Below are 23,441 nucleotides of genomic sequence, written 5' to 3' on the forward strand. Positions count from 1 at the left end.
CGAAACTGGATAGATAACTACATGGCTTTTGCCTCATTAATTGAACGCCAGCGCATTCGCCTGCTGCTGGCGTTATTATTCGGTGCCTGCGGAACGCTGGCCTTCTCTCCTTACGATGTCTGGCCTGCGGCGATTATTTCGCTGATGGGGCTTCAGGCGCTGACCTTTAACCGCCGTCCACTCCAGTCTGCCGCTATTGGCTTTTGCTGGGGATTTGGCCTGTTTGGCAGCGGTATTAACTGGGTCTATGTCAGCATCGCGACCTTTGGCGGAATGCCTGGCCCGGTTAACATCTTCCTGGTGGTGCTGCTGGCGGCGTATTTGTCGCTGTATACCGGACTGTTTGCTGGCGTACTGTCGCGTCTGTGGCCGAAAACCACCTGGCTGCGCGTGGCGATTGCCGCCCCTGCTCTCTGGCAAGTGACCGAGTTTCTGCGCGGTTGGGTGCTGACTGGCTTCCCGTGGTTGCAGTTCGGCTATAGCCAGATTGACGGTCCGTTAAAAGGACTGGCACCGATAATGGGCGTGGAAGCCATTAACTTCCTGCTGATGATGGTAAGCGGCCTGCTGGCACTGGCGTTGGTCAAACGCAACTGGCGTCCGCTGGTGGTGGCCGTCGTGCTGTTTGCCCTTCCCTTCCCGCTACGTTACATCCAGTGGTTTACCCCGCAACCGGAGAAAACCATTCAGGTTTCGATGGTTCAGGGCGACATTCCGCAATCGCTGAAGTGGGATGAAGGCCAGCTTCTCAATACGCTGAAGATTTACTACAACGCAACGGCACCGCTGATGGGCAAATCATCGCTGATTATCTGGCCGGAGTCGGCGATAACCGATCTGGAAATTAATCAGCAACCGTTCCTCAAAGCTCTGGACGGTGAGTTGCGCGATAAAGGTAGCTCGCTGGTAACCGGGATTGTCGACGCGCGTCTCAATAAGCAGAACCGCTACGATACCTACAACACCATCATCACGCTGGGTAAAGGTGCACCGTACAGCTATGAATCGACCGATCGCTATAACAAAAACCATTTGGTGCCGTTTGGCGAGTTTGTCCCGCTGGAGTCGATTCTGCGTCCGTTAGCACCGTTCTTTGATCTGCCGATGTCGTCGTTCAGCCGTGGACCATATATCCAACCACCGCTGTCGGTAAATGGTATTGAGCTTACTGCGGCTATTTGCTACGAGATCATTCTCGGCGAGCAAGTGCGCGATAACTTCCGCCCGGATACCGACTATCTGCTGACTATCTCCAACGATGCGTGGTTTGGTAAGTCTATTGGCCCATGGCAGCACTTTCAGATGGCGCGAATGCGTGCGCTGGAGCTGGCGCGCCCGCTGCTGCGTAGCACCAACAACGGCATTACGGCGGTGATTGGCCCGCAGGGTGAGATTCAGGCGATGATCCCGCAATTCACCCGCGAAGTGTTAACCACTAATGTGACGCCGACCACCGGACTCACACCGTACGCACGTACCGGCAACTGGCCGCTGTGGGTGCTGACGGCACTGTTTGGTTTTGCCGCTGTGTTGATGAGTCTGCGTCAACGACGTAAATAATCCCTTCTTATCGTGCCGGAATACATCCCGTATTTCGGCACGCTCGCCGGATGTGGTATCAGTGCGTTATCCGGATGACAAAATTCCCCTATCCAACTTTGGCACATCTATTGCTTTGTTATACAAGGCAAAGCTTGAACCCGCGTCAGTACAACCCGGTTGCACCACAGCAATCCACCGGTAGCACCAAAAGAGTGCATTTTAAGAATTTTGCTTCGGAATGGTGCGGCGCATCTCGCAAAAACAAACAATAAAACATCAATATCTTTACATTTAGCCAAACTAAATGTTACCTAACAAACACAACACTGCACAATAAAGTTGCAGATGATAACAACACAAACACTCACAACGGGTATCCATGCGTTCTTAACGCAGAAGATAAAGGAGTTGGATATGCAATTACGTAAACCTGCCACAGCAATCCTGGCCCTGGCGCTTTCCGCAGGACTGGCACAGGCAGATGACGCCGCCCCGGCAGCAGGCAGTACGCTGGACAAAATCGCCAAAAACGGTGTGATTGTCGTCGGTCACCGTGAATCTTCAGTACCTTTCTCTTATTACGACAATCAGCAAAAAGTGGTGGGTTACTCGCAGGATTACTCCAACGCCATTGTTGAAGCAGTGAAAAAGAAACTCAACAAACCGGACTTGCAGGTGAAACTGATTCCGATCACCTCACAAAACCGTATTCCTCTGCTGCAAAACGGCACTTTCGATTTTGAATGTGGTTCAACCACCAACAACGTCGAACGCCAGAAACAGGCGGCTTTCTCTGACACTATTTTCGTGGTCGGTACGCGCCTGCTGACCAAAAAGGGCGGCGATATCAAAGATTTTGCCGACCTGAAAGGCAAAGCCGTAGTCGTTACTTCCGGCACTACCTCTGAAGTTTTGCTCAACAAACTGAATGAAGAGCAAAAAATGAATATGCGCATCATCAGCGCCAAAGATCACGGTGACTCTTTCCGCACCCTGGAAAGCGGTCGTGCCGTTGCCTTTATGATGGATGACGCTCTGTTAGCCGGTGAGCGAGCGAAAGCGAAGAAACCAGACAACTGGGAAATCGTCGGCAAGCCGCAGTCTCAGGAAGCCTACGGTTGCATGTTGCGTAAAGACGATCCGCAGTTCAAAAAGCTGATGGATGACACTATCGCTCAGGTGCAGACCTCCGGTGAAGCGGAAAAATGGTTTGATAAGTGGTTCAAAAATCCAATTCCGCCGAAAAACCTGAACATGAATTTCGAACTGTCGGACGAAATGAAAGCACTGTTCAAAGAACCGAATGACAAGGCACTGAACTAATTACAAGAACCAGGGGCGGAAATTCCAGCCCTCTCGATTGTTACGTAGCACGGACAGACTATACGCCTGATGGTCGTTCCCCATCGGGCCTGAAAACCGCAATACGCTGGGTAACAATCTTCGAGGGTAGCAGTTAACGCTGCTACCCTCTTTTTTCTGGAGTAGATTTATGTCTATAGACTGGAACTGGGGTATTTTTTTACAACAAGCCCCGTTCGGCAACACCACCTATCTTGGTTGGATCTGGAGTGGTTTTCAGGTGACGATTGCTTTGTCGATCTGCGCCTGGATTATCGCTTTCCTCGTCGGTTCATTTTTCGGCATTTTACGTACCGTTCCAAACCGTTTTCTCTCCGGTCTGGGTACGTTGTATGTCGAACTGTTCCGCAACGTGCCGTTGATTGTGCAATTCTTTACCTGGTATCTGGTTATCCCTGAACTGTTGCCGGAAAAAATCGGCATGTGGTTTAAGGCAGAACTAGACCCCAATATTCAGTTTTTCCTCTCCTCCATGCTCTGTCTGGGACTGTTTACTGCAGCTCGTGTTTGCGAACAAGTACGCGCCGCGATTCAGTCGCTGCCGCGTGGGCAAAAAAATGCCGCGCTGGCGATGGGTCTGACGCTACCGCAGGCTTACCGCTACGTACTGTTGCCTAACGCTTATCGCGTTATCGTCCCGCCAATGACCTCTGAGATGATGAACCTGGTGAAAAACTCCGCCATCGCCTCGACCATCGGTCTGGTGGATATGGCGGCGCAGGCCGGTAAATTGCTCGATTACTCGGCCCACGCCTGGGAGTCATTTACCGCCATTACGTTGGCGTATGTGTTGATTAACGCTTTTATCATGCTGGTGATGACGCTGGTTGAACGTAAAGTTCGCCTGCCCGGCAACATGGGGGGCAAATAATGTACGAGTTTGACTGGAGTTCCATTGTTCCTTCCCTGCCATATCTGCTCGACGGGCTGGTGATCACCCTGAAAATCACCATCACGGCGGTGGTCATTGGTATTTTGTGGGGTACGATGCTGGCAGTGATGCGCTTGTCCAGCTTTGCGCCGATTGCCTGGTTTGCCAAAGCCTACGTTAACGTGTTCCGTTCGATCCCGTTAGTCATGGTTTTGCTATGGTTTTACCTGATTGTGCCGGGTTTTCTGCAAAACGTGCTGGGATTATCGCCAAAAAATGATATCCGTTTAATTTCGGCGATGGTGGCGTTTTCGATGTTTGAAGCGGCCTACTATTCAGAGATTATCCGTGCCGGTATTCAAAGTATTTCCCGTGGGCAGTCGAGCGCCGCGCTGGCGTTGGGGATGACTCACTGGCAGTCGATGAAACTGATTATTCTGCCGCAGGCGTTCCGCGCGATGGTGCCGCTGCTGCTCACTCAGGGCATCGTACTGTTCCAGGATACCTCGCTGGTGTATGTGTTATCTCTGGCCGATTTCTTCCGTACCGCCTCAACCATTGGTGAGCGTGATGGTACACAGGTCGAAATGATTCTGTTTGCCGGGTTTGTTTATTTCGTTATTAGCCTTAGCGCATCGTTGTTGGTCAGCTACTTGAAAAGAAGGACAGCATAATGATTACCCTGAAAAATGTTTCAAAATGGTATGGTCACTTTCAGGTGCTGACCGACTGCTCAACCGAAGTGAAAAAAGGTGAAGTAGTGGTGGTTTGTGGCCCGTCAGGCTCCGGCAAATCAACACTGATTAAAACCGTCAACGGCCTCGAACCGGTGCAGCAAGGTGAAATCACCGTCGATGGCATCGTGGTTAATGATAAGAAAACCGATCTGGCAAAGCTGCGTTCCCGCGTCGGGATGGTGTTCCAGCATTTCGAGCTGTTCCCTCATTTGTCGATTATTGAAAACCTGACCCTGGCGCAGGTAAAAGTGCTTAAACGCGATAAAGCGCCCGCTCGTGAAAAAGCCCTGAAATTACTGGAGCGCGTGGGACTTTCCGCACATGCCAATAAGTTTCCGGCGCAGCTTTCCGGCGGTCAGCAGCAGCGTGTGGCGATCGCTCGCGCATTGTGCATGGATCCTATCGCGATGCTGTTCGACGAACCGACATCGGCGCTGGATCCGGAGATGATTAACGAAGTGCTGGACGTGATGGTGGAACTGGCGAACGAAGGAATGACCATGATGGTGGTGACCCACGAAATGGGCTTTGCCCGTAAAGTGGCGAATCGGGTGATCTTTATGGACGAGGGTAAAATTGTCGAAGACTCGCCGAAAGACGCTTTCTTCGATGATCCGAAATCGGACCGCGCAAAAGACTTTCTCGCGAAAATCCTGCATTAATCACTCTGGCGCGCATACCCAAGTGCGCGCCATCTCACGCTTTATCGTTTCGCTCCTCGTATCTGTTACATCCTGGCGGTACCCTTGTCGCAAAGAAGCACACAACAAGGAGCAACAATGGCACTGCCAATTCTGTTAGATTGCGACCCAGGTCATGACGACGCTATCGCAATAGTTCTTGCCCTCGCCTCACCAGAGCTTGATGTCAAAGCAATTACGTCTTCCGCCGGAAACCAGACACCAGAAAAAACCTTACGCAATGTTCTGCGTATGCTGACCTTGCTTAATCGCACCGATATTCCGGTAGCAGGCGGCGCGGTAAAACCATTAATGCGTGATTTGATTATCGCGGACAATGTGCACGGCGAAAGCGGTCTCGACGGCCCGGCATTACCGGAACCAACGTTCGCACCGCAAAACTGCACGGCGGTGGAGCTGATGGCGAAAACGCTGCGTGAAAGTGCGGAACCTGTCACGATTGTTTCTACCGGGCCGCAAACTAACGTTGCCTTGCTGCTCAATAGCCATCCGGAACTGCATAGCAAAATCGCCCGTATCGTGATTATGGGCGGCGCAATGGGGCTTGGTAACTGGACGCCAGCCGCCGAGTTTAATATTTATGTTGACCCGGAAGCGGCAGAAATTGTTTTCCAGTCAGGGATCCCGGTGGTGATGGCCGGTCTGGATGTTACTCATAAAGCGCAAATCCACGTTGAAGACACCGAGCGTTTCCGCGCGATTGGCAACCCTGTTTCAACCATTGTTGCCGAACTGCTGGATTTCTTCCTCGAATATCATAAAGACGAAAAATGGGGCTTTGTCGGCGCACCGCTGCATGACCCATGCACCATCGCCTGGCTGTTGAAACCAGAGTTGTTTACCACTGTTGAGCGCTGGGTTGGCGTGGAAACACAGGGGAAATATACTCAGGGCATGACGGTTGTTGATTATTATTATCTGACAGGCAATAAACCGAATGCCACTGTAATGGTCGATATTGATCGTCATGGCTTTGTTGATTTACTGGCTGAGCGTCTGAAATTTTACGCTTAACACACCACATTGATTAAGATCACCACGCTTTCACAGGGTGGTCTTAATCTGTTTATCTCTTTTTCTTTCAAGATATAAATGCAATGGATAATGCAGAACTCGCCATTGGTATCGATCTCGGCACTACCAATAGTTTAATTGCCGTCTGGAAAGACGGTGCCGCGCAATTAATTCCAAATAAGTTCGGTGAATATTTAACACCATCCATCATTAGTATGGATGAAAATAATCATATTTTAGTCGGAAAACCGGCTGTATCACGGCGCACTTCGCATCCGGATAAAACCGCCGCATTATTTAAACGTTCAATGGGCAGTAATACCAACTGGCGGTTAGGCAGCGACACATTTAACGCACCAGAACTGTCCTCTTTGGTCTTACGTTCATTAAAAGAAGATGCCGAAGAATTTCTGCAACGTTCTATTAAAAATGTGGTGATCTCTGTTCCGGCTTATTTCAGTGATGAACAACGCAAGCATACCCGTTTAGCAGCGGAGCTAGCCGGGTTAAATGCGGTACGCTTAATTAATGAACCCACAGCAGCTGCGATGGCTTATGGCCTGCATACTCAACAAAATACCCGCTCGCTGGTTTTTGATCTCGGTGGCGGCACGTTTGACGTCACGGTGCTCGAATACGCCACGCCGGTGATTGAAGTTCACGCCTCCGCTGGCGACAACTTTCTTGGCGGCGAAGATTTTACTCATATGCTGGTGGATGAAGTTTTAAAACGCGCCGCAGTGGCTAAAAACATGCTCAACGAAAGTGAGCTGGCAGCCCTGTACACCAGCGTGGAAGCGGCAAAATGCAGCAATCAATTACCGCTGCAAATTAGCTGGCAGTATCAGGAAGAAACGCGTGAGTGCGAATTTTACGAGAACGAACTGGAAGATTTGTGGTTGCCGCTGCTCAATCGCTTGCGAGTGCCGATTGAACAGGCGTTGCGCGATGCACGTCTGAAGCCAAGTCAAATCGACAGTCTGGTGCTGGTTGGCGGCGCATCACAAATGCCGCTGGTGCAGCGAATCGCCGTGCGTCTGTTTGGCAAATTACCGTATCAAAGTTACGACCCGAGTACTATTGTCGCGCTGGGCGCAGCGATCCAGGCCGCCTGCCGCTTACGCAGCGAAGACATTGAAGAAGTGATCCTCACCGATATTTGCCCCTACTCCTTAGGTGTTGAAGTTAACCGCCAGGGCGTTTCCGGCATTTTCTCACCGATTATTGAACGAAACACCACTGTACCGGTGTCGCGTGTAGAAACTTACTCGACCATGCACCCGGAACAGGATTCAATTACGGTTAACGTCTATCAGGGAGAAAACCACAAAGTTAAAAATAACATTCTGGTGGAATCCTTCGATGTGCCGTTGAAGAAAACCGGGGGTTATCAGTCTATCGATATTCGCTTTAGTTATGATATCAACGGATTGCTTGAAGTTGACGTACTTCTGGAAGACGGCAGCGTTAAGTCCAGAGTCATTAACCACAGCCCGGTAACGTTAAGTACCCAGCAAATTGAAGAGAGTCGGGCAAGGTTATCCGCATTAAAAATTTATCCGCGCGATATGCTTATCAACCGTACCTTTAAGGCCAAACTGGAAGAGTTATGGGCGCGGGCGCTGGGTGACGAGCGAGAAGAGATTGGCCGGGTGATCACCGATTTTGATGCAGCGCTGCAGTCAAACGATATGGCCCGCGTCGATGAAGTTCGGCGACGAGCGAGCGATTATTTAGCCATTGAGATCCCATAAACACGGCTGCCGGATGCGGCGTAAACGCCTTATCCGGCCTACTAGTAGGTCGGATAAGATGCGTTAGCATCGCATCCGACGTTGAAGGATAAGATGCGTTAGCCTCATATCTAACTGAACAACATCGCGATTTTACCGAGCGCGTAACCTATCACCAGCACCGTTAAGCTGATTTTGATAATGCTGGCAATGCTCTGTGGTTTTTCACTCTCATTATTCTTCTCTTCGTGTTCTTCAGGTGCTGGCTCGTCGATATCTTCTTCCACCGGCTCGAGCTTCACTTTCGTCAACAGCATGTGAGTAATAATGGCTTCTAACGGATGTGCTTCTCCTCGTTCCAGTCGCGCATTCAGGCGGGCCAGCATCTCTTGTTTCGGAAACGCTTCCAGCACAACCTGTTCCGCTACCCGATACAAATCCAGTAACGGTGAATCTTGTTCTGTCTCGCTACCGACTCTCGATTTCCACCATGCCCATGCTTTGCGCTTGAAGAATAACGACTCAATAAACGATTGACCTAACGGCGATAATTTTCCGCTATGTAAAATTTCCGCCCATAACAGCCGCGTCCGGGCGCTCTCACCAGGAACATATTTCAACGGTTGACCTTGCGCATCTATCATGCTTCGCGCTTCGATAACCATCACTAATAACGCGAAATAATCCGGGCAATGACGCTTGCTCCACTGCAACAACAAATTATCGGCTTGTGTAGATGGATAACTTTCCCAGTAACCACAGAGATCGGCAAGCATGCTTTCCCCCTCGCCGCAGTACAACCGTTGCGCACACTGGTAATATCGGGCATCTTCACTTTCTGGTTCTTCCGTTTGCCACTGTAGGGCAACAGGAATAAGTTCCGCCATACCTGTTTTCACCGAGCTGTACCAGCGCAACAGTTTGCGATGTAACTTGACATCATCAGGAATGAACCACGGACCTTCCATTGCCATAAACGCAGTGACATAGTCAGGATGGTAACGGCAGCAGCGTTCCAGCGCGAAGTAATACTCAACAGTCTGGTTCTGCAACGCGACGGGATATTCCAGAAGGCTAAGGAAATCGAAACAATCACCAGCCTGAATGGCCTCAAGAAAAGCCTCCCTTTCTTCCTCATCCATTCCTTCGCTGTCATTAAACGAATGCCAGTTCAAACGCTCTGCCAGCAAAGAAGCACAATTTAATGAAAGATATCGCGCTTCTATAGCGACTGCACACAGCGGCCAGCGTAATTGATCGACATCCTCCATGTTCCAGGTATTTAATTGCTGAATAAATTTCTGCCAGGCGGAGGGCTGAAAACGATCACTTTCAGAATCCAGTAATGCCCTGAATGCACGTAGTATTTCATGTTCAGCGGCGGCATCTTTTTCTTCATCATCTGCTTCCTCGACAGGATTTACCGCCAGTCGCAGCGCCTCTTCATAGGCCTGGCGTAATGCTTTAAACCCCTGCGGATCGGTTTCGGGATGACACAACGGTAAGCGAGCAAGATAAGCCTGGCGGATAATGTCTATTTGCGTCGTGCTTTCAATTTCGAGGATTTGCCAACATGTTTTCATAGGTCGCTCACATCCTTAAGCGTTACCGGGCATTCAGGCTGGACAGTTAATGGCTGCCAGGGAAGCGTGGCATAGAAACGGTCGCTTCCCGCTGCCAGCTCTTCGAACATCCGACTCCCGGCGCTATCGTATTTGTACAGGGTTAGCGCCTCGCGTAGCGAAGCGTTGTCTTCGCACTGAGAAGATTGCCAGTAGAGACGCCCTAACGAATAGGCGGAAAAATAGTGCATCCAGCTGTGATAGTAATGGTGTGCTCGTATATAGACGCGCGATTGCAGCCATAAACTCTCGTCTTCCGTCAGCCACTTGTTGAGCACACCAACCCGTGATAAAAAACCCATCCGCACATAATCCCAGGCTTTGATTCCCCCTTCCCCACAACACTTAGCGGTTTGGGCAACGAATTGGGTATAAATCAACCCTCTCTCCGAGCCGCCAGCAATTAATGCTTTCCACTCTTCAGGGGAAGAGCGATGCCATGTCAGATATAAGCCAGCTAAATCATTGGCATGACCATCATCGGTCATCTGATAAATAGTCTGAATTAAATCATCACGATTATTTATTCCCCAGGATGATGAGAGATCGAATTCTTTTATCCCGGTATACATTTTTGGCGAGTCATGCGCGGGCTTGCAACCCTGATTAAGTATTTCCATGGGCGTAGAAAGCGCAAAAAGAAGATATTGTTCTTCCTTATTCATTTGTTAATAATCCCTTAAGTGCATTAACTGACTACTTTTTTATTATTGATGAGTATAAACTTGATGCTTTCAAAATAAAAAGAAAATCGAAGCATTCACACATGAATAAAAAATTAATGTATATATTCGCAATATTTATAGTTGCAGCAATAACCTGTATTAGCCAACCCAAGAAAACGACGTTGCGTGATAAAGCCATGGCGAATTATGCCTTTGATTATTTAAGCTCACCGGGCAGTCTTCCATTCACCACGGCAGCCACGGAGCTTTCCGCGATTCATGGTCACTCAACGTCGCAATATCGCCTTGGAGAATTTTATCTTCATGGTAGCGACGGTAAACCACTGGATTATACACAGGCGAGATACTGGTATGAGCAATCAGCGGAACAGAAAAATCCACGCGCGCAAAGTAAACTGGGGTGGATCTACCTCAAAGGTCTGGGGGTCAAACCCGATACCCGTAAAGCAATTCTCTGGTATAAGGAAGCAGCTGAACAAGGGCATGTTCATGCACAATACACGTTGGGTTTGATCTACAGAAACGGCACGGGCATTAGCACCAACAATTATGAAGCTCGCAAATGGTTAGAACTGGCGGCAGAGCAACATTATAAAAATGCGGAAAGATTACTTGCAGAGCTTCCCGCACATTAACGTCGACTTTCACCCGAACAGATGAAGTATTTTCCCTATCAAACCGGCAAAGATAAAAATATAGAAAATAATTTTAATGATGCCCAGACAGCCCGGCCCACCATCGTCAACGGGCATTGGCTGCGGTTGCGGCTCCGGCTCGACGGTTTGCTTCTCGGTAAAATTTGCCGCCTGAATTAATAATCGACGAATCATTAATGCTTCCAGTGGACAACGATCTTCTGCATCAAGGCGGCTGACGATCGGCATTAATGATTCTTCTGTCGGTTGGCTAGCCTGAACTAATTGTTTAGCAACTAAATATAATGGCCATAAGGGATGTTCTGTATCACGCGTGAGTGAGATTCGCGGCTTACGCCCTTTGTGCAAAACCATCTCAACCAGAGAACGCCCCAGCGCAGAGAGTTTCTCATCGCTGAGTATTTCGTATAATTGAAAGCGCGTACGCGCACTGTCGCCAGGAACATAAAGTAACGGTTTCCCCTGATCGTTAACCAGTTCACGTGCTTCAATCATCATCACGACTAACGGGTAATAATCGACCCGATGCTGACGGCACCATTGCAACATTAAAGCATCCGCCTGGGTGGAGGGATACTCGCGCCAGTAGTCACAAAGTTCTGCCAGCAGGCTTTCGCCTTCTCCACAATAGACGCGTTGCGCGTATTCATAATAACGCGCATCTTCATTATCAGGTTCAGCTTCCCGCCACGACCGGGCGTAATCCAGAAGTTCGGGGATATCCAGACGGCTTGTGCTATACCAGCGGAGTAAATTTATGTGCAAATTTGCATCATCGGGGATAATTACCGCGCGATGTTGCGCTAAATACAATGTCAGCCATTCTGGATGCGATGACCAAATCCGAGCGAACATTTGGTAAAAATCAATGGTGTCATTTTGTACGGCAACGGGCAGATGCAGAATGGTCTGGAAGTTAAAAACATTCCCCTTCGCAATGGCATATAAAAAGGATTCCAGTTCTTCTTCGTCTATTTCCCCGACGTTTTCCTCCTGCAACCACCGCAATCTTTCTGCTAATAACACCACGCACTCGAAGGATAAATGGGCAGTGTTCATGGCTATTGTGCACAGCGACCAGCGTAATTCATCAATATCTTCCATCGAGCAATAATTTAATTGCTGAATGAATCGCTGCCAGGCAGAGGGCAGAAAACGTTCGCTATCAGAGGCGAGTAACGCACGAAAGGCGAGCAGAATTTAATGTTCTGCAACTTCATGTTCTTCTGGTTGCCAAACAGATTTAGCAGGCGACTGCGCAATCCGTAGCGCGTCCTCATACGCCTGACGAAGTTGTTTAAAACCCTGCGGATCGGTTTCTGGATGAAAGGACGGTAACAGCGCCAGATAAGCGCAGCGGATAATATCGACGTCAGTCGTTTCCTCTATTTCGAGAATCTTCCAGCAATTTTTCATAGATCGCTCATATCCTTAAGCGTTTCCGGGCATGCAGAATAGTAAGCCAATGGTTGCCAGGACAAGGTAGGGTAATACGCATCATCACTGGCAAATAATTGATAAAACATATCATTGCCGGAATCGTCGTATTCTTTACGCGCTAAAAATTCACGTAATAACTGAAGATTATCATCTTCGGGAGACTGCCAATATTGCCGACCAAAGGTATAACCGGCAAAATACTGCTGCCAGTTACTATAATAACGTAGCGCCCGTAGATGAATGCGCGACTGGATCCATAGACTTTCTTCTTCGCTCAACCAGTTATTAAGTACGCCCATTCGGCTTAAAAAACCCATCCGGACATAATCCCAGGCTTTAATTCCTCCCTCACCACAGCATTCGGCGGTGCTGGCGACAAATTGCGCATAAGCCTGACCTTGCTCATTTAGTTCAGCAAGATAGTCACGCCATTCACATGGAGAATAACGAAACCAGCGGTGATAAAAACCAGCCAACCGCGCAGCATGACCGTTATCGATCATTCGGTGAATTGTACGCAGCAGGTCATCACGGTCATCAATTCCCCATGAGGAAGAAAGGTCAAAAAAGCATGTACCTAAATACATTTTGGGGGATGAATGCGAAGGTAAACAGCATTCATTGCGTATTTCCATCGGAGTGGAAAGTGCAAACAATATTTTTTGCGACTCCATGTCCATATAATTTATCCTTAAACATTCATTTAATGAATGTAAACTACATTGCGAGACTCAGTTATTTATACTTTTCTGACGCAACATAATACGCATAAAATAAGGCTTACGCAAAAATGGAATACATAAAAATATAATATGTTTTATCTACAACCATAAGGAAATGATAATGATTTTTACGTCAAGTTGCTGCGATAATTTATCAATAGATGAGATTATCGAACGTGCTGAAAAAGGCGATTGCGAGGCTCAATATATTGTTGGGTTTTATTATAATCGCGATAGCGCAATTGACTCTCCGGACGACGAAAAGGCCTTTTACTGGCTGAAGCTGGCCGCTGAGCAAGGTCATTGTGAAGCACAATATTCCTTAGGGCAAAAGTATACCGAGGATAAAAGCCGTCATAAAGATAATGGGCAAGCCATCTTTTGGCTGAAAAAAGCTGCCCTACAAGGCCATACTTTCGCTTCCAACTCCCTTGGCTGGATACTGGATCGTGGAGAAGACCCCAACTATAAAGAAGCGGTTGTCTGGTATCAGATAGCCGCGGAGAGCGGAATGTCTTATGCGCAAAATAATCTTGGGTGGATGTACAGAAATGGCAAAGGAGTCGCACAAGACTATGCGCTGGCATTTTTCTGGTACAAACAAGCTGCATTGCAAGGCCATAGTTACGCACAAGACAATCTGGCCGATCTTTATGAAGACGGTAAAGGTGTTGCCCAAAACAAAGCTCTTGCCGCATTCTGGTATTTGAAAAGCGCACAGCAAGGTAATCGGCACGCTCAATTTCAAATTGCGTGGGATTATAACTCTGGCGAAGGGGTTGACCAGGACTATAAGCAAGCAATGTACTGGTATCTGAAGGCTGCCGCTCAGGAAAGCGTCGGCGCTTACGTTAACATCGGCTATATGTATAAACACGGTCAAGGCGTTGAGAAGGATTATCAGGCCGCCTTTGAATGGTTTACGAAAGCCGCTGAATGCGATAATGCCACTGCCTGGTATAACCTTGCCATTATGTATCATTACGGAGAAGGAAGACCTGTCGATCTCCGACAGGCTCTCGATCTGTATCGTAAAGTTCAGTCATCCGGTACCAGGGATGTCAGTCAAAAAATCCGTGAGATTGAAGATTTACTGTAGAGATAAAAACAAGGGCCGGGGAATTTTATTCGGCCCATATTCTCTTTATTGCTGTTTGAAATCGGACCATTAAGGCTCGAACGGGCGTCTCTGGAACTGATCATGACCACATTTCGGGCATAGCGTCAGCACTTCCGGTGTGTAGATTGGGAGATGGAAGTGACATTTCTCGCAGACCAGATTCCCCAGACCTACGACTTCCCCGCTGTGATAAACCCCGTGATGATTGAGATCCTGGAAAACTTCGCGCCACTCAAGTTGCGTTTTATCGGTAATGTCCGCCAGTTCCTGCCAGAGGCTTTCTTTAATCACCCGCATAAAGACGCTGTCAGATTCTTCTTTCAGGCTCTCTTCATAGCTCATGGCGAACTCTTCCAGGTCACGTCTGATAGCTCGCGTCAGCTCATCAACCTCGGTTCGCGTTAACTCCCCTGTTTTTATTACGCGCTCGCGCGCCTGTTCCACCAGTGCGTCGATATCACGTTCGCCATTACGCAGGCGTTCGCTCAGTGACGCGACCAGTTCACGGTAATATTGAGCAACCTTGTTCATCGTTTCATCTCCCGGGTCGTTAACTGACTATAATAATAGACGTTCTTTGTTCCTTGCTTTGCTATTACGCCCACAAACTCTGTAAATTAATGTATGAATAATCCGGGCATCATTTCAACGTCGAGTGCGCGAAAGGCTGTTTTGACGCGGACGTTTGGGCTATGCTATGCGGATCTGAAAAACCACCTCTAACGCTACTTTTGTAGCCGTAATGAAAACAGGACCACTGGCTGCCATGCAAGAGCAATACCGCCCGGAAGAGATAGAATCCAAAGTACAGCTTCATTGGGATGAGAAGCGCACATTTGAAGTAACAGAAGACGAGAGCAAAGAGAAGTATTACTGCCTGTCTATGCTTCCCTATCCTTCTGGTCGACTACACATGGGCCACGTACGTAACTACACCATCGGTGACGTGATCGCCCGTTACCAGCGCATGCTGGGCAAAAACGTTCTGCAGCCGATCGGCTGGGACGCGTTTGGTCTGCCTGCGGAAGGCGCAGCGGTGAAAAATAACACCGCGCCAGCACCGTGGACGTACGACAACATCGCGTACATGAAAAACCAGCTCAAAATGCTGGGCTTTGGTTATGACTGGAGCCGCGAGCTGGCAACCTGTACACCGGAATACTACCGTTGGGAACAGAAATTCTTCACCGAGCTGTATAAAAAAGGCCTGGTATATAAGAAGACTTCTGCGGTCAACTGGTGCCCGAACGACCAGACCGTACTGGCGAACGAACAGGTTATCGACGGCTGCTGCTGGCGCTGCGATACCAAAGTTGAGCGTAAAGAGATCCCGCAGTGGTTTATCAAAATCACCGCTTACGCTGACGAGCTGCTCAACGATCTGGATAAACTGGATCACTGGCCAGACACCGTTAAAACCATGCAGCGTAACTGGATCGGTCGTTCTGAAGGCGTGGAAATCACCTTCAACGTTAACGACTATGACAACACGCTGACTGTTTACACTACCCGCCCGGACACCTTTATGGGTTGTACCTACCTGGCGGTAGCGGCAGGTCATCCGCTGGCACAGAAAGCGGCGGAAAATAATCCTGAACTGGCCGCCTTTATTGACGAATGCCGTAACACCAAAGTTGCCGAAGCTGAAATGGCGACGATGGAGAAAAAAGGCGTCGATACTGGCTTTAAAGCGGTTCACCCATTAACGGGCGAAGAAATTCCGGTTTGGGCAGCAAACTTCGTATTGATGGAATACGGCACCGGCGCAGTCATGGCGGTTCCGGGTCACGACCAGCGCGACTACGAGTTTGCCTCTAAATACGGCCTGAACATCAAACCGGTTATCCTGGCAGCTGACGGCTCTGAGCCAGATCTTTCGCAGCAAGCCCTGACCGAAAAAGGCGTGCTGTTCAACTCTGGCGAGTTCAACGGCCTTGATCATGAAGCAGCCTTCAACGCCATTGCCGATAAACTGACTGCGATGGGTGTTGGCGAGCGTAAAGTGAACTATCGCCTGCGCGACTGGGGTGTTTCCCGTCAACGTTACTGGGGCGCGCCGATTCCGATGGTAACACTGGAAGACGGTACTGTTATGCCGACCCCGGACGACCAGCTGCCGGTGATCCTGCCGGAAGATGTGGTGATGGACGGCATTACCAGCCCGATAAAAGCTGATCCTGAGTGGGCAAAAACCACCGTTAACGGTATGCCAGCGCTGCGTGAAACCGATACTTTCGACACCTTTATGGAGTCCTCCTGGTACTATGCGCGCTACACTTGCCCTGAGTACAAAGAAGGTATGCTGGATTCCGAAGCGGCCAACTACTGGCTGCCGGTGGATATCTACATTGGTGGTATCGAACACGCCATTATGCACCTGCTCTACTTCCGCTTCTTCCACAAACTGATGCGTGATGCAGGCATGGTGAACTCTGACGAACCAGCAAAACAGTTGCTGTGTCAGGGTATGGTGCTGGCGGATGCCTTCTACTATGTTGGCGAAAACGGCGAGCGTAACTGGGTTTCCCCAGTTGATGCTATCGTTGAACGTGACGAGAAAGGCCGTATCGTGAAAGCGAAAGACACGGCAGGCCATGAACTGGTTTATACCGGCATGAGCAAAATGTCCAAGTCGAAGAACAACGGTATCGACCCACAGGTGATGGTTGAACGTTACGGCGCGGACACCGTTCGTCTGTTTATGATGTTTGCTTCTCCGGCGGATATGACTCTCGAATGGCAGGAGTCTGGCGTGGAAGGGGCTAACCGCTTCCTGAAACGTGTCTGGAAACTGGTTTACGAGCACACTGCAAAAGGTGATGTTGCAGCACTGAATGTCGACGCGTTGACTGAAGATCAGAAAGCACTGCGTCGCGATGTTCATAAAACTATCGCTAAAGTGACCGATGATATCGGCCGTCGTCAGACCTTCAACACCGCGATTGCGGCAATTATGGAGCTGATGAACAAACTGGCGAAAGCACCGACCGATGGCGAGCAGGATCGCGCCCTGATGCAGGAAGCGCTGCTGGCGGTAGTCCGTATGCTTAACCCGTTCACCCCGCACATCTGCTTCACGCTGTGGCAGGAACTGAAAGGCGAAGGCGATATCGACAACGCGCCGTGGCCGGTTGCTGACGAAAAAGCGATGGTGGAAGACTCCACGCTGGTGGTGGTGCAGGTTAACGGTAAAGTCCGTGCCAAAATCACTGTTCCGGTGGACGCAACGGAAGAACAGGTTCGCGAACGTGCTGGCCAGGAACATCTGGTAGCAAAATATCTTGATGGCGTTACCGTGCGTAAAGTGATTTATGTACCGGGTAAACTCCTCAATCTGGTCGTTGGCTAAGCGCGGGAGGAAGCGTGCGATATCTGGCAACATTGTTGTTATCTCTGGCGGTGTTGATCACCGCCGGGTGTGGCTGGCATCTGCGTGATACTACGCAGGTTCCTTCCACTATGAAGGTCATGATCCTGGACTCTGGCGACCCGAACGGGCCGTTAAGTCGTGCGGTACGTAACCAGTTACGTCTGAACGGTGTCGAGTTGCTTAATAAAGAAACCACTCGTAAGGACGTTCCATCCCTGCGTTTGGGTAAAGTGAGCATCGCGAAAGATACCGCATCGGTATTCCGTAACGGTCAAACAGCAGAGTATCAGATGATCATGACGGTCAATGCGACCGTGTTGATCCCCGGCCGTGACATCTACCCGATTAGCGCCAAGGTCTTCCGTTCGTTCTTTGATAACCCGCAAATGGCGTTAGCGAAAGATAACGAACAAGACATGATCGTAAAAGAGATGTACGACCGTGCTGCCGAACAGCTGATTCGTAAGCTGCCAAGCATCCGTGCTGCGGATATTCGTTCCGATGAAGAACAGACGTCGACCACAACGGATACCCCGGCAACACCTGCACGCGTCTCCACCACGCTGGGTAACTGATGATTCGGTTGTACCCAGAACAACTCCGCGCGCAGCTCAATGAAGGGCTGCGCGCGGCGTATCTTTTACTTGGTAACGATCCTCTGTTATTGCAGGAAAGCCAGGACGCTATTCGTCAGGTCGCTGCGGCACAAGGATTCGAAGAACACCACACTTTTTCCATTGATCCCAACACTGACTGGAATGCGGTCTTTTCGTTATGCCAGGCCATGAGTCTGTTTGCCAGTCGACAAACGCTATTGCTGTTGTTACCAGAAAACGGACCGAATGCGGCGATCAATGAACAACTTCTCACACTCACTGGACTTCTGCATGACGACCTGCTGTTGATCGTCCGCGGTAATAAATTAAGCAAAGCGCAAGAAAATGCTGCCTGGTTTACTGCTCTTGCGAATCGCAGCGTGCAGGTGACCTGTCAGACGCCGGAGCAGGCTCAGCTTCCCCGCTGGGTTGCTGCGCGTGCAAAACAGCTCAACTTAGAACTGGATGACGCCGCAAATCAGGTGCTCTGCTACTGTTATGAAGGTAACCTGCTGGCACTGGCCCAGGCACTGGAGCGTTTATCGCTGCTCTGGCCGGACGGCAAACTGACATTACCGCGCGTTGAACAGGCGGTGAATGATGCCGCGCATTTCACCCCTTTTCATTGGGTTGATGCTTTGTTGATGGGAAAAAGTAAGCGCGCATTGCATATTCTTCAGCAACTGCGTCTGGAAGGCAGCGAGCCGGTTATTTTGTTGCGCACATTACAACGAGAACTGTTGTTACTGGTTAACCTGAAACGCCAGTCTGCCCATACGCCACTGCGTGCGTTGTTTGATAAACATCGCGTTTGGCAGAACCGCCGGGGCATGATGGGCGAGGCGCTAAACCGCTTAAGCCAGCCGCAGTTACGTCAGGCCGTGCAACTCCTGACACGAACGGAACTCACCCTCAAACAAGATTACGGTCAGTCAGTATGGGCAGAGCTGGAAGGATTATCTCTTCTGTTGTGCCATAAACCGCTGGCGGACGTATTTATCGACGGTTGATATGAAATCTTTACAGGCTCTGTTTGGTGGCACCTTTGATCCGGTGCACTATGGTCATCTTAAACCCGTGGAAACGCTGGCGAATTTGATTGGTCTGACGCGGGTCACAATCATCCCTAATAATGTTCCTCCGCATCGTCCCCAGCCGGAAGCGAACAGCGTACAGCGTAAACACATGCTTGAACTGGCGATTGCCGACAAGCCATTATTTACTCTTGATGAACGCGAGCTAAAGCGCAATGCCCCCTCTTACACTGCGCAAACACTGAAAGAGTGGCGGCATGAACAAGGGCCGGACGTGCCGCTGGCGTTTATTATAGGTCAGGATTCACTGCTGACCTTTCCGACCTGGTACGAATACGAAACGATACTCGACAATGCACATTTGATCGTCTGTCGGCGTCCAGGTTACCCACTTGAAATGGCGCAACCGCAATACCAGCAATGGCTGGAAGATCATTTGACACATAACCCGGAAGATCTCCATCTTCAGCCTGCCGGTAAAATTTATCTGGCTGAAACGCCGTGGTTTAACATCTCGGCGACCATCATCCGCGAACGTTTGCAAAACGGTGAATCGTGTGAGGATTTATTGCCGGAACCGGTACTGACTTACATTAACCAACAAGGCTTGTATCGCTGATACCTGTCGTTACGGAGGGCATGATGCGACTGTGGTTAATTCGTCATGGCGAAACGCAAGCGAATATCGATGGTCTGTACAGCGGTCATGCTCCCACACCCCTGACTGCGCGCGGTATTGAGCAAGCGCAAAATCTGCATACGCTGCTACATGGTGTTTCCTTTGACCTGGTTTTATGCAGTGAACTGGAACGGGCACAGCATACCGCGCGACTGGTTCTCAGTGATCGCCAGCTCCCCGTGCAAATCATCCCTGAACTCAACGAAATGTTTTTTGGCGACTGGGAGATGCGACATCATCGCGACCTCATGCAAGAAGATGCCGAAAACTATAGCGCGTGGTGCAATGACTGGCAGCATGCTATCCCCACGAACGGTGAAGGATTTCAGGCATTTTCACAACGTGTGGAACGGTTTATCGCAAGGCTTAGTGAATTTCAGCACTATCAGAATATTTTAGTCGTCAGCCATCAGGGTGTACTGAGTCTGTTAATCGCTCGTTTAATTGGCATGCCTGCCGAGGCTATGTGGCATTTTCGCGTTGACCAGGGGTGTTGGAGCGCCATTGATATCAACCAAAAATTCGCGACGCTACGCGTCCTCAATAGCCGTGCCATCGGGGTCGAGAATACATGACTTTTCTGTTTTTTTACGGGTAAGCCGCAACGACCATTGACAGCCCCGGGCAGGCTGATATTCTCCGCAGCCAGACTTTTTTCGCCAGACACGACTTTGTAGAAATTGTTTTACAAAAATGGCGATGCAATCTGCGGCGCGGGGTGGGATGATAGCCCACTTTCGAAAGCCGATTCGGCGACAATTGTCCCGAAATCGCCTCTGGTTCAGGTATACTGACAGACCATTTTTATCTATTTGATTCACCCAGGGGGAAAACTTGCAGGGTAAAGCACTCCAGGATTTTGTTATCGACAAAATTGATGACCTCAAAGGTCAGGACATCATCGCCTTAGACGTTCAAGGCAAATCCAGCATCACCGACTGCATGATCATCTGTACGGGTACGTCCAGCCGTCATGTTATGTCCATTGCTGACCACGTTGTGCAGGAGTCTCGCGCAGCGGGCCTGTTGCCGCTCGGCGTAGAAGGTGAAAACAGTGCCGACTGGATTGTCGTGGATTTGGGCGATGTGATTGTCCATGTCATGCAGGAAGAGAGCCGTCGCCTGTATGAACTGGAAAAACTCTGGAGTTAATGCGTGAAGCTGCAACTTGTCGCCGTGGGAACGAAAATGCCGGACTGGGTACAAACCGGTTTTACCGAGTACCTGCGTCGTTTTCCGAAAGATATGCCCTTCGAGCTGATTGAAATTCCGGCCGGAAAACGCGGCAAGAATGCGGACATCAAGCGCATACTCGACAAAGAGGGTGAGCAGATGCTGGCAGCCGCAGGCAAAAACCGCATTGTCACCCTCGATATTCCAGGCAAGCCCTGGGATACGCCGCAGTTAGCCGCTGAGCTGGAACGCTGGAAACTGGATGGTCGCGACGTCAGTCTGCTGATTGGCGGGCCTGAAGGGTTGTCGCCTGCCTGCAAAGCGGCGGCGGAACAAAGCTGGTCGCTGTCGGCGCTTACCCTTCCCCATCCGCTGGTTCGCGTGCTGGTCGCAGAGAGTCTGTACCGGGCGTGGAGCATCACCACCAACCATCCTTATCACCGTGAGTGATAAGGGAGCTTTGAGTAGAAAACGCAGCGGATGAAACTACAGAACTCTTTTCGCGACTATACGGCAGAGTCCGCGCTGTTTGTGCGCCGGGCACTGGTCGCCTTTTTGGGGATTTTGCTGCTGACCGGCGTGCTTATCGCCAACCTGTATAATCTGCAAATTGTTCGCTTTACTGATTACCAGACCCGATCTAATGAAAACCGCATTAAGCTGGTGCCTATCGCGCCCAGCCGCGGCATTATCTACGACCGCAACGGTATCCCTCTGGCACTTAACCGCACTATCTACCAGATAGAGATGATGCCGGAGAAAGTCGATAACGTGCAGCAAACGCTGGACGCTTTGCGCAGCGTGGTTGATCTGACCGATGACGATATTGCTGCATTCCGAAAAGAGCGCGCACGTTCACACCGTTTCACCTCCATTCCGGTGAAAACTAACCTGACTGAAGTACAAGTGGCACGCTTTGCCGTCAATCAGTACCGTTTTCCGGGTGTCGAAGTTAAAGGCTATAAGCGTCGTTACTATCCTTACGGTTCGGCGTTGACCCACGTCATCGGCTATGTGTCGAAAATCAACGATAAAGACGTCGAACGCCTGAATAATGACGGCAAACTGGCCAACTATGCGGCAACGCATGATATCGGTAAGCTGGGCATTGAGCGTTACTATGAAGATGTGCTGCACGGTCAGACAGGTTATGAAGAGGTTGAAGTTAACAACCGTGGGCGTGTTATCCGCCAGTTAAAAGAAGTGCCACCGCAAGCCGGACACGATATTTACCTGACGCTGGATCTCAAACTCCAGCAATATATTGAAACGCTGCTGGCGGGTAGCCGCGCAGCGGTGGTAGTCACCGATCCGCGTACAGGTGGGGTGCTGGCGCTGGTTTCCACGCCTAGTTATGACCCAAACCTGTTTGTTGACGGTATCTCCAGCAAAGATTATTCCGCCTTGCTGAACGACCCAAATACACCGCTGGTGAACCGCGCCACACAGGGGGTTTATCCTCCCGCGTCTACAGTTAAACCCTATGTGGCGGTTTCGGCATTGAGCGCCGGAGTGATCACGCGCAATACGACGCTGTTTGACCCAGGCTGGTGGCAACTGCCAGGTTCAGAAAAACGTTATCGTGACTGGAAAAAATGGGGCCACGGGCGTCTGAATGTCACAAGATCGCTGGAAGAATCTGCGGATACCTTCTTCTATCAGGTGGCCTACGATATGGGGATCGATCGCCTCTCCGAATGGATGGGTAAATTCGGTTATGGTCATTACACCGGTATCGACCTGGCGGAAGAACGTTCCGGCAACATGCCTACCCGCGAATGGAAACAGAAACGCTTTAAAAAACCGTGGTATCAGGGTGACACCATTCCGGTTGGTATCGGTCAGGGTTACTGGACAGCGACCCCAATCCAGATGAGTAAGGCACTGATGATCCTGATTAATGACGGTATCGTGAAAGTTCCACATTTGCTGATGAGCACCGCTGAAGACGGCAAACAGGTGCCATGGGTACAACCGCATGAACCGCCCGTCGGCGATATTCATTCCGGTTACTGGGAGCTGGCAAAAGACGGTATGTACGGTGTTGCTAACCGCCCTAACGGTACGGCGCATAAATACTTTGCCAGCGCACCGTACAAAATTGCAGCAAAATCCGGTACGGCTCAGGTCTTCGGCCTGAAAGCGAACGAAACCTATAATGCGCACAAAATTGCCGAGCGTTTACGTGACCACAAACTGATGACCGCCTTTGCGCCATACAACAATCCGCAAGTGGCTGTCGCCATGATTCTGGAGAACGGTGGCGCGGGTCCGGCGGTTGGTACGCTGATGCGCCAGATCCTCGACCACATTATGCTGGGTGATAACAACACCGATCTGCCTGCGGAAAATCCAGCGGTTGCCGCAGCGGAGGACCATTAAT

The 23,441-nt window shown here is 50.0% G+C and carries 21 protein-coding genes and 1 pseudogene; 17 read left to right on the forward strand and 5 right to left on the reverse strand.

Annotated features, from left to right (window positions below; translation table 11 throughout):
- The first annotated feature begins 21 nt into the window (after nt 1–21).
- The 7 genes from lnt (at nt 22) to hscC (ending at nt 7,981) form a co-directional block, all read left to right on the forward strand.
- Nucleotides 22–1,560, forward strand: a complete 1,539-nt coding sequence (gene lnt, locus AABJ99_RS16550) for an apolipoprotein N-acyltransferase (RefSeq protein ID WP_032183626.1) — start codon at nt 22–24, stop codon at nt 1,558–1,560.
- A 396-nt stretch (nt 1,561–1,956) separates the two neighbouring features.
- Nucleotides 1,957–2,865 (forward strand): glutamate/aspartate ABC transporter substrate-binding protein GltI, encoded by a 909-nt coding sequence (gene gltI, locus AABJ99_RS16555; protein WP_001177085.1) that lies wholly within the window; start codon nt 1,957–1,959, stop codon nt 2,863–2,865.
- A 169-nt stretch (nt 2,866–3,034) separates the two neighbouring features.
- Nucleotides 3,035–3,775, forward strand: coding sequence for a glutamate/aspartate ABC transporter permease GltJ (gene gltJ / locus AABJ99_RS16560; protein ID WP_000020941.1), 741 nt, complete (start codon nt 3,035–3,037; stop codon nt 3,773–3,775).
- Nucleotides 3,775–4,449 carry a glutamate/aspartate ABC transporter permease GltK gene (gltK, locus tag AABJ99_RS16565; protein WP_000272807.1) on the forward strand — a complete coding sequence of 225 codons (675 nt, stop codon included), beginning with the start codon at nt 3,775–3,777 and terminating at the stop codon, nt 4,447–4,449. The genes gltJ and gltK overlap by 1 nt, the downstream gene beginning before the upstream one ends.
- Nucleotides 4,449–5,174, forward strand: a complete 726-nt coding sequence (gene gltL / locus AABJ99_RS16570) for a glutamate/aspartate ABC transporter ATP-binding protein GltL (RefSeq protein WP_000631384.1) — start codon at nt 4,449–4,451, stop codon at nt 5,172–5,174. The genes gltK and gltL overlap by 1 nt, the downstream gene beginning before the upstream one ends.
- 117 nt (nt 5,175–5,291) lie before the next feature.
- Nucleotides 5,292–6,227, forward strand: a complete 936-nt coding sequence (rihA, locus tag AABJ99_RS16575; RefSeq protein ID WP_039021085.1) for a pyrimidine-specific ribonucleoside hydrolase RihA — start codon at nt 5,292–5,294, stop codon at nt 6,225–6,227.
- A gap of 83 nt (nt 6,228–6,310) precedes the next feature.
- Nucleotides 6,311–7,981 (forward strand): molecular chaperone HscC, encoded by a 1,671-nt coding sequence (gene hscC, locus AABJ99_RS16580; RefSeq protein ID WP_039021084.1) that lies wholly within the window; start codon nt 6,311–6,313, stop codon nt 7,979–7,981.
- 110 nt (nt 7,982–8,091) lie between these two features.
- On the opposite strand, the gene djlC is transcribed toward hscC, so the two are convergent.
- Both djlC and ybeU read right to left on the reverse strand, forming a co-directional pair.
- A complete protein-coding gene (djlC, locus tag AABJ99_RS16585) occupies nt 8,092–9,543 on the reverse strand; it encodes a co-chaperone DjlC (RefSeq protein WP_039021083.1) in 1,452 nt (483 codons plus the stop codon).
- Nucleotides 9,540–10,247, reverse strand: coding sequence for a DUF1266 domain-containing protein (gene ybeU, locus AABJ99_RS16590; RefSeq protein ID WP_039021082.1), 708 nt, complete (start codon nt 10,245–10,247; stop codon nt 9,540–9,542). The genes djlC and ybeU overlap by 4 nt, the downstream gene beginning before the upstream one ends.
- 101 nt (nt 10,248–10,348) lie before the next feature.
- Here ybeU and ybeT point away from each other — a divergent pair, with 101 nt between their 5' ends.
- On the forward strand, nt 10,349–10,903 hold the full coding sequence (ybeT, locus tag AABJ99_RS16595) for a tetratricopeptide repeat protein (protein WP_039021081.1): 555 nt from the start codon (nt 10,349–10,351) through the stop codon (nt 10,901–10,903).
- Between the two features lie 9 nt (nt 10,904–10,912).
- On the opposite strand, the pseudogene djlB reads toward ybeT, so the two are convergent.
- A pseudogene (gene djlB / locus AABJ99_RS16600) lies at nt 10,913–12,340 on the reverse strand (J domain-containing protein).
- On the reverse strand, nt 12,337–13,044 hold the full coding sequence (gene ybeR / locus AABJ99_RS16605; protein ID WP_032302673.1) for a DUF1266 domain-containing protein: 708 nt from the start codon (nt 13,042–13,044) through the stop codon (nt 12,337–12,339). Before ybeR ends, djlB begins: the two are co-directional and overlap by 4 nt.
- Nucleotides 13,045–13,207: 163 nt before the next feature.
- Between ybeR and ybeQ the strand changes: the two genes are divergently transcribed.
- Nucleotides 13,208–14,185, forward strand: a complete 978-nt coding sequence (gene ybeQ, locus AABJ99_RS16610) for a Sel1 family TPR-like repeat protein YbeQ (protein WP_039021079.1) — start codon at nt 13,208–13,210, stop codon at nt 14,183–14,185.
- Nucleotides 14,186–14,254: 69 nt separating this feature from the next.
- On the opposite strand, the gene ybeL is transcribed toward ybeQ, so the two are convergent.
- Nucleotides 14,255–14,737 carry a zinc ribbon-containing protein gene (gene ybeL / locus AABJ99_RS16615; protein ID WP_001044873.1) on the reverse strand — a complete coding sequence of 161 codons (483 nt, stop codon included), beginning with the start codon at nt 14,735–14,737 and terminating at the stop codon, nt 14,255–14,257.
- A gap of 235 nt (nt 14,738–14,972) precedes the next feature.
- On the opposite strand from ybeL, the gene leuS reads away from it, so the two are divergent.
- The 8 genes from leuS to mrdA all read left to right on the forward strand — a co-directional run bounded on the left by leuS (nt 14,973) and on the right by mrdA (nt 23,440).
- Nucleotides 14,973–17,555, forward strand: a complete 2,583-nt coding sequence (leuS, locus tag AABJ99_RS16620; RefSeq protein ID WP_168848359.1) for a leucine--tRNA ligase — start codon at nt 14,973–14,975, stop codon at nt 17,553–17,555.
- A 14-nt stretch (nt 17,556–17,569) separates the two neighbouring features.
- Entirely contained in the window at nt 17,570–18,151 is a 582-nt protein-coding gene (gene lptE, locus AABJ99_RS16625; protein ID WP_001269681.1) for an LPS assembly lipoprotein LptE, read from the forward strand.
- Nucleotides 18,151–19,182: a DNA polymerase III subunit delta gene (gene holA, locus AABJ99_RS16630; protein ID WP_001558799.1), complete on the forward strand. Its 1,032-nt coding sequence runs from the start codon at nt 18,151–18,153 to the stop codon at nt 19,180–19,182. The genes lptE and holA overlap by 1 nt, the downstream gene beginning before the upstream one ends.
- A gap of 1 nt (nt 19,183) precedes the next feature.
- A complete protein-coding gene (gene nadD / locus AABJ99_RS16635) occupies nt 19,184–19,825 on the forward strand; it encodes a nicotinate-nucleotide adenylyltransferase (protein ID WP_000838883.1) in 642 nt (213 codons plus the stop codon).
- Between the two features lie 23 nt (nt 19,826–19,848).
- Nucleotides 19,849–20,460: an adenosylcobalamin/alpha-ribazole phosphatase gene (gene cobC, locus AABJ99_RS16640; RefSeq protein ID WP_039021078.1), complete on the forward strand. Its 612-nt coding sequence runs from the start codon at nt 19,849–19,851 to the stop codon at nt 20,458–20,460.
- Between the two features lie 259 nt (nt 20,461–20,719).
- Complete coding sequence (gene rsfS, locus AABJ99_RS16645) at nt 20,720–21,037, forward strand: ribosome silencing factor (protein WP_001161664.1); 318 nt, start codon at nt 20,720–20,722, stop codon at nt 21,035–21,037.
- A 3-nt stretch (nt 21,038–21,040) separates the two neighbouring features.
- Nucleotides 21,041–21,508: a 23S rRNA (pseudouridine(1915)-N(3))-methyltransferase RlmH gene (rlmH, locus tag AABJ99_RS16650; protein WP_000776104.1), complete on the forward strand. Its 468-nt coding sequence runs from the start codon at nt 21,041–21,043 to the stop codon at nt 21,506–21,508.
- A 30-nt stretch (nt 21,509–21,538) separates the two neighbouring features.
- A complete protein-coding gene (gene mrdA, locus AABJ99_RS16655) occupies nt 21,539–23,440 on the forward strand; it encodes a peptidoglycan DD-transpeptidase MrdA (protein WP_000776191.1) in 1,902 nt (633 codons plus the stop codon).
- Nucleotide 23,441 lies beyond the last annotated feature (1 nt).

The sequence above is a fragment of the Escherichia coli genome, from assembly GCF_036503815.1.
GTDB lineage: Bacteria > Pseudomonadota > Gammaproteobacteria > Enterobacterales > Enterobacteriaceae > Escherichia > Escherichia coli_F.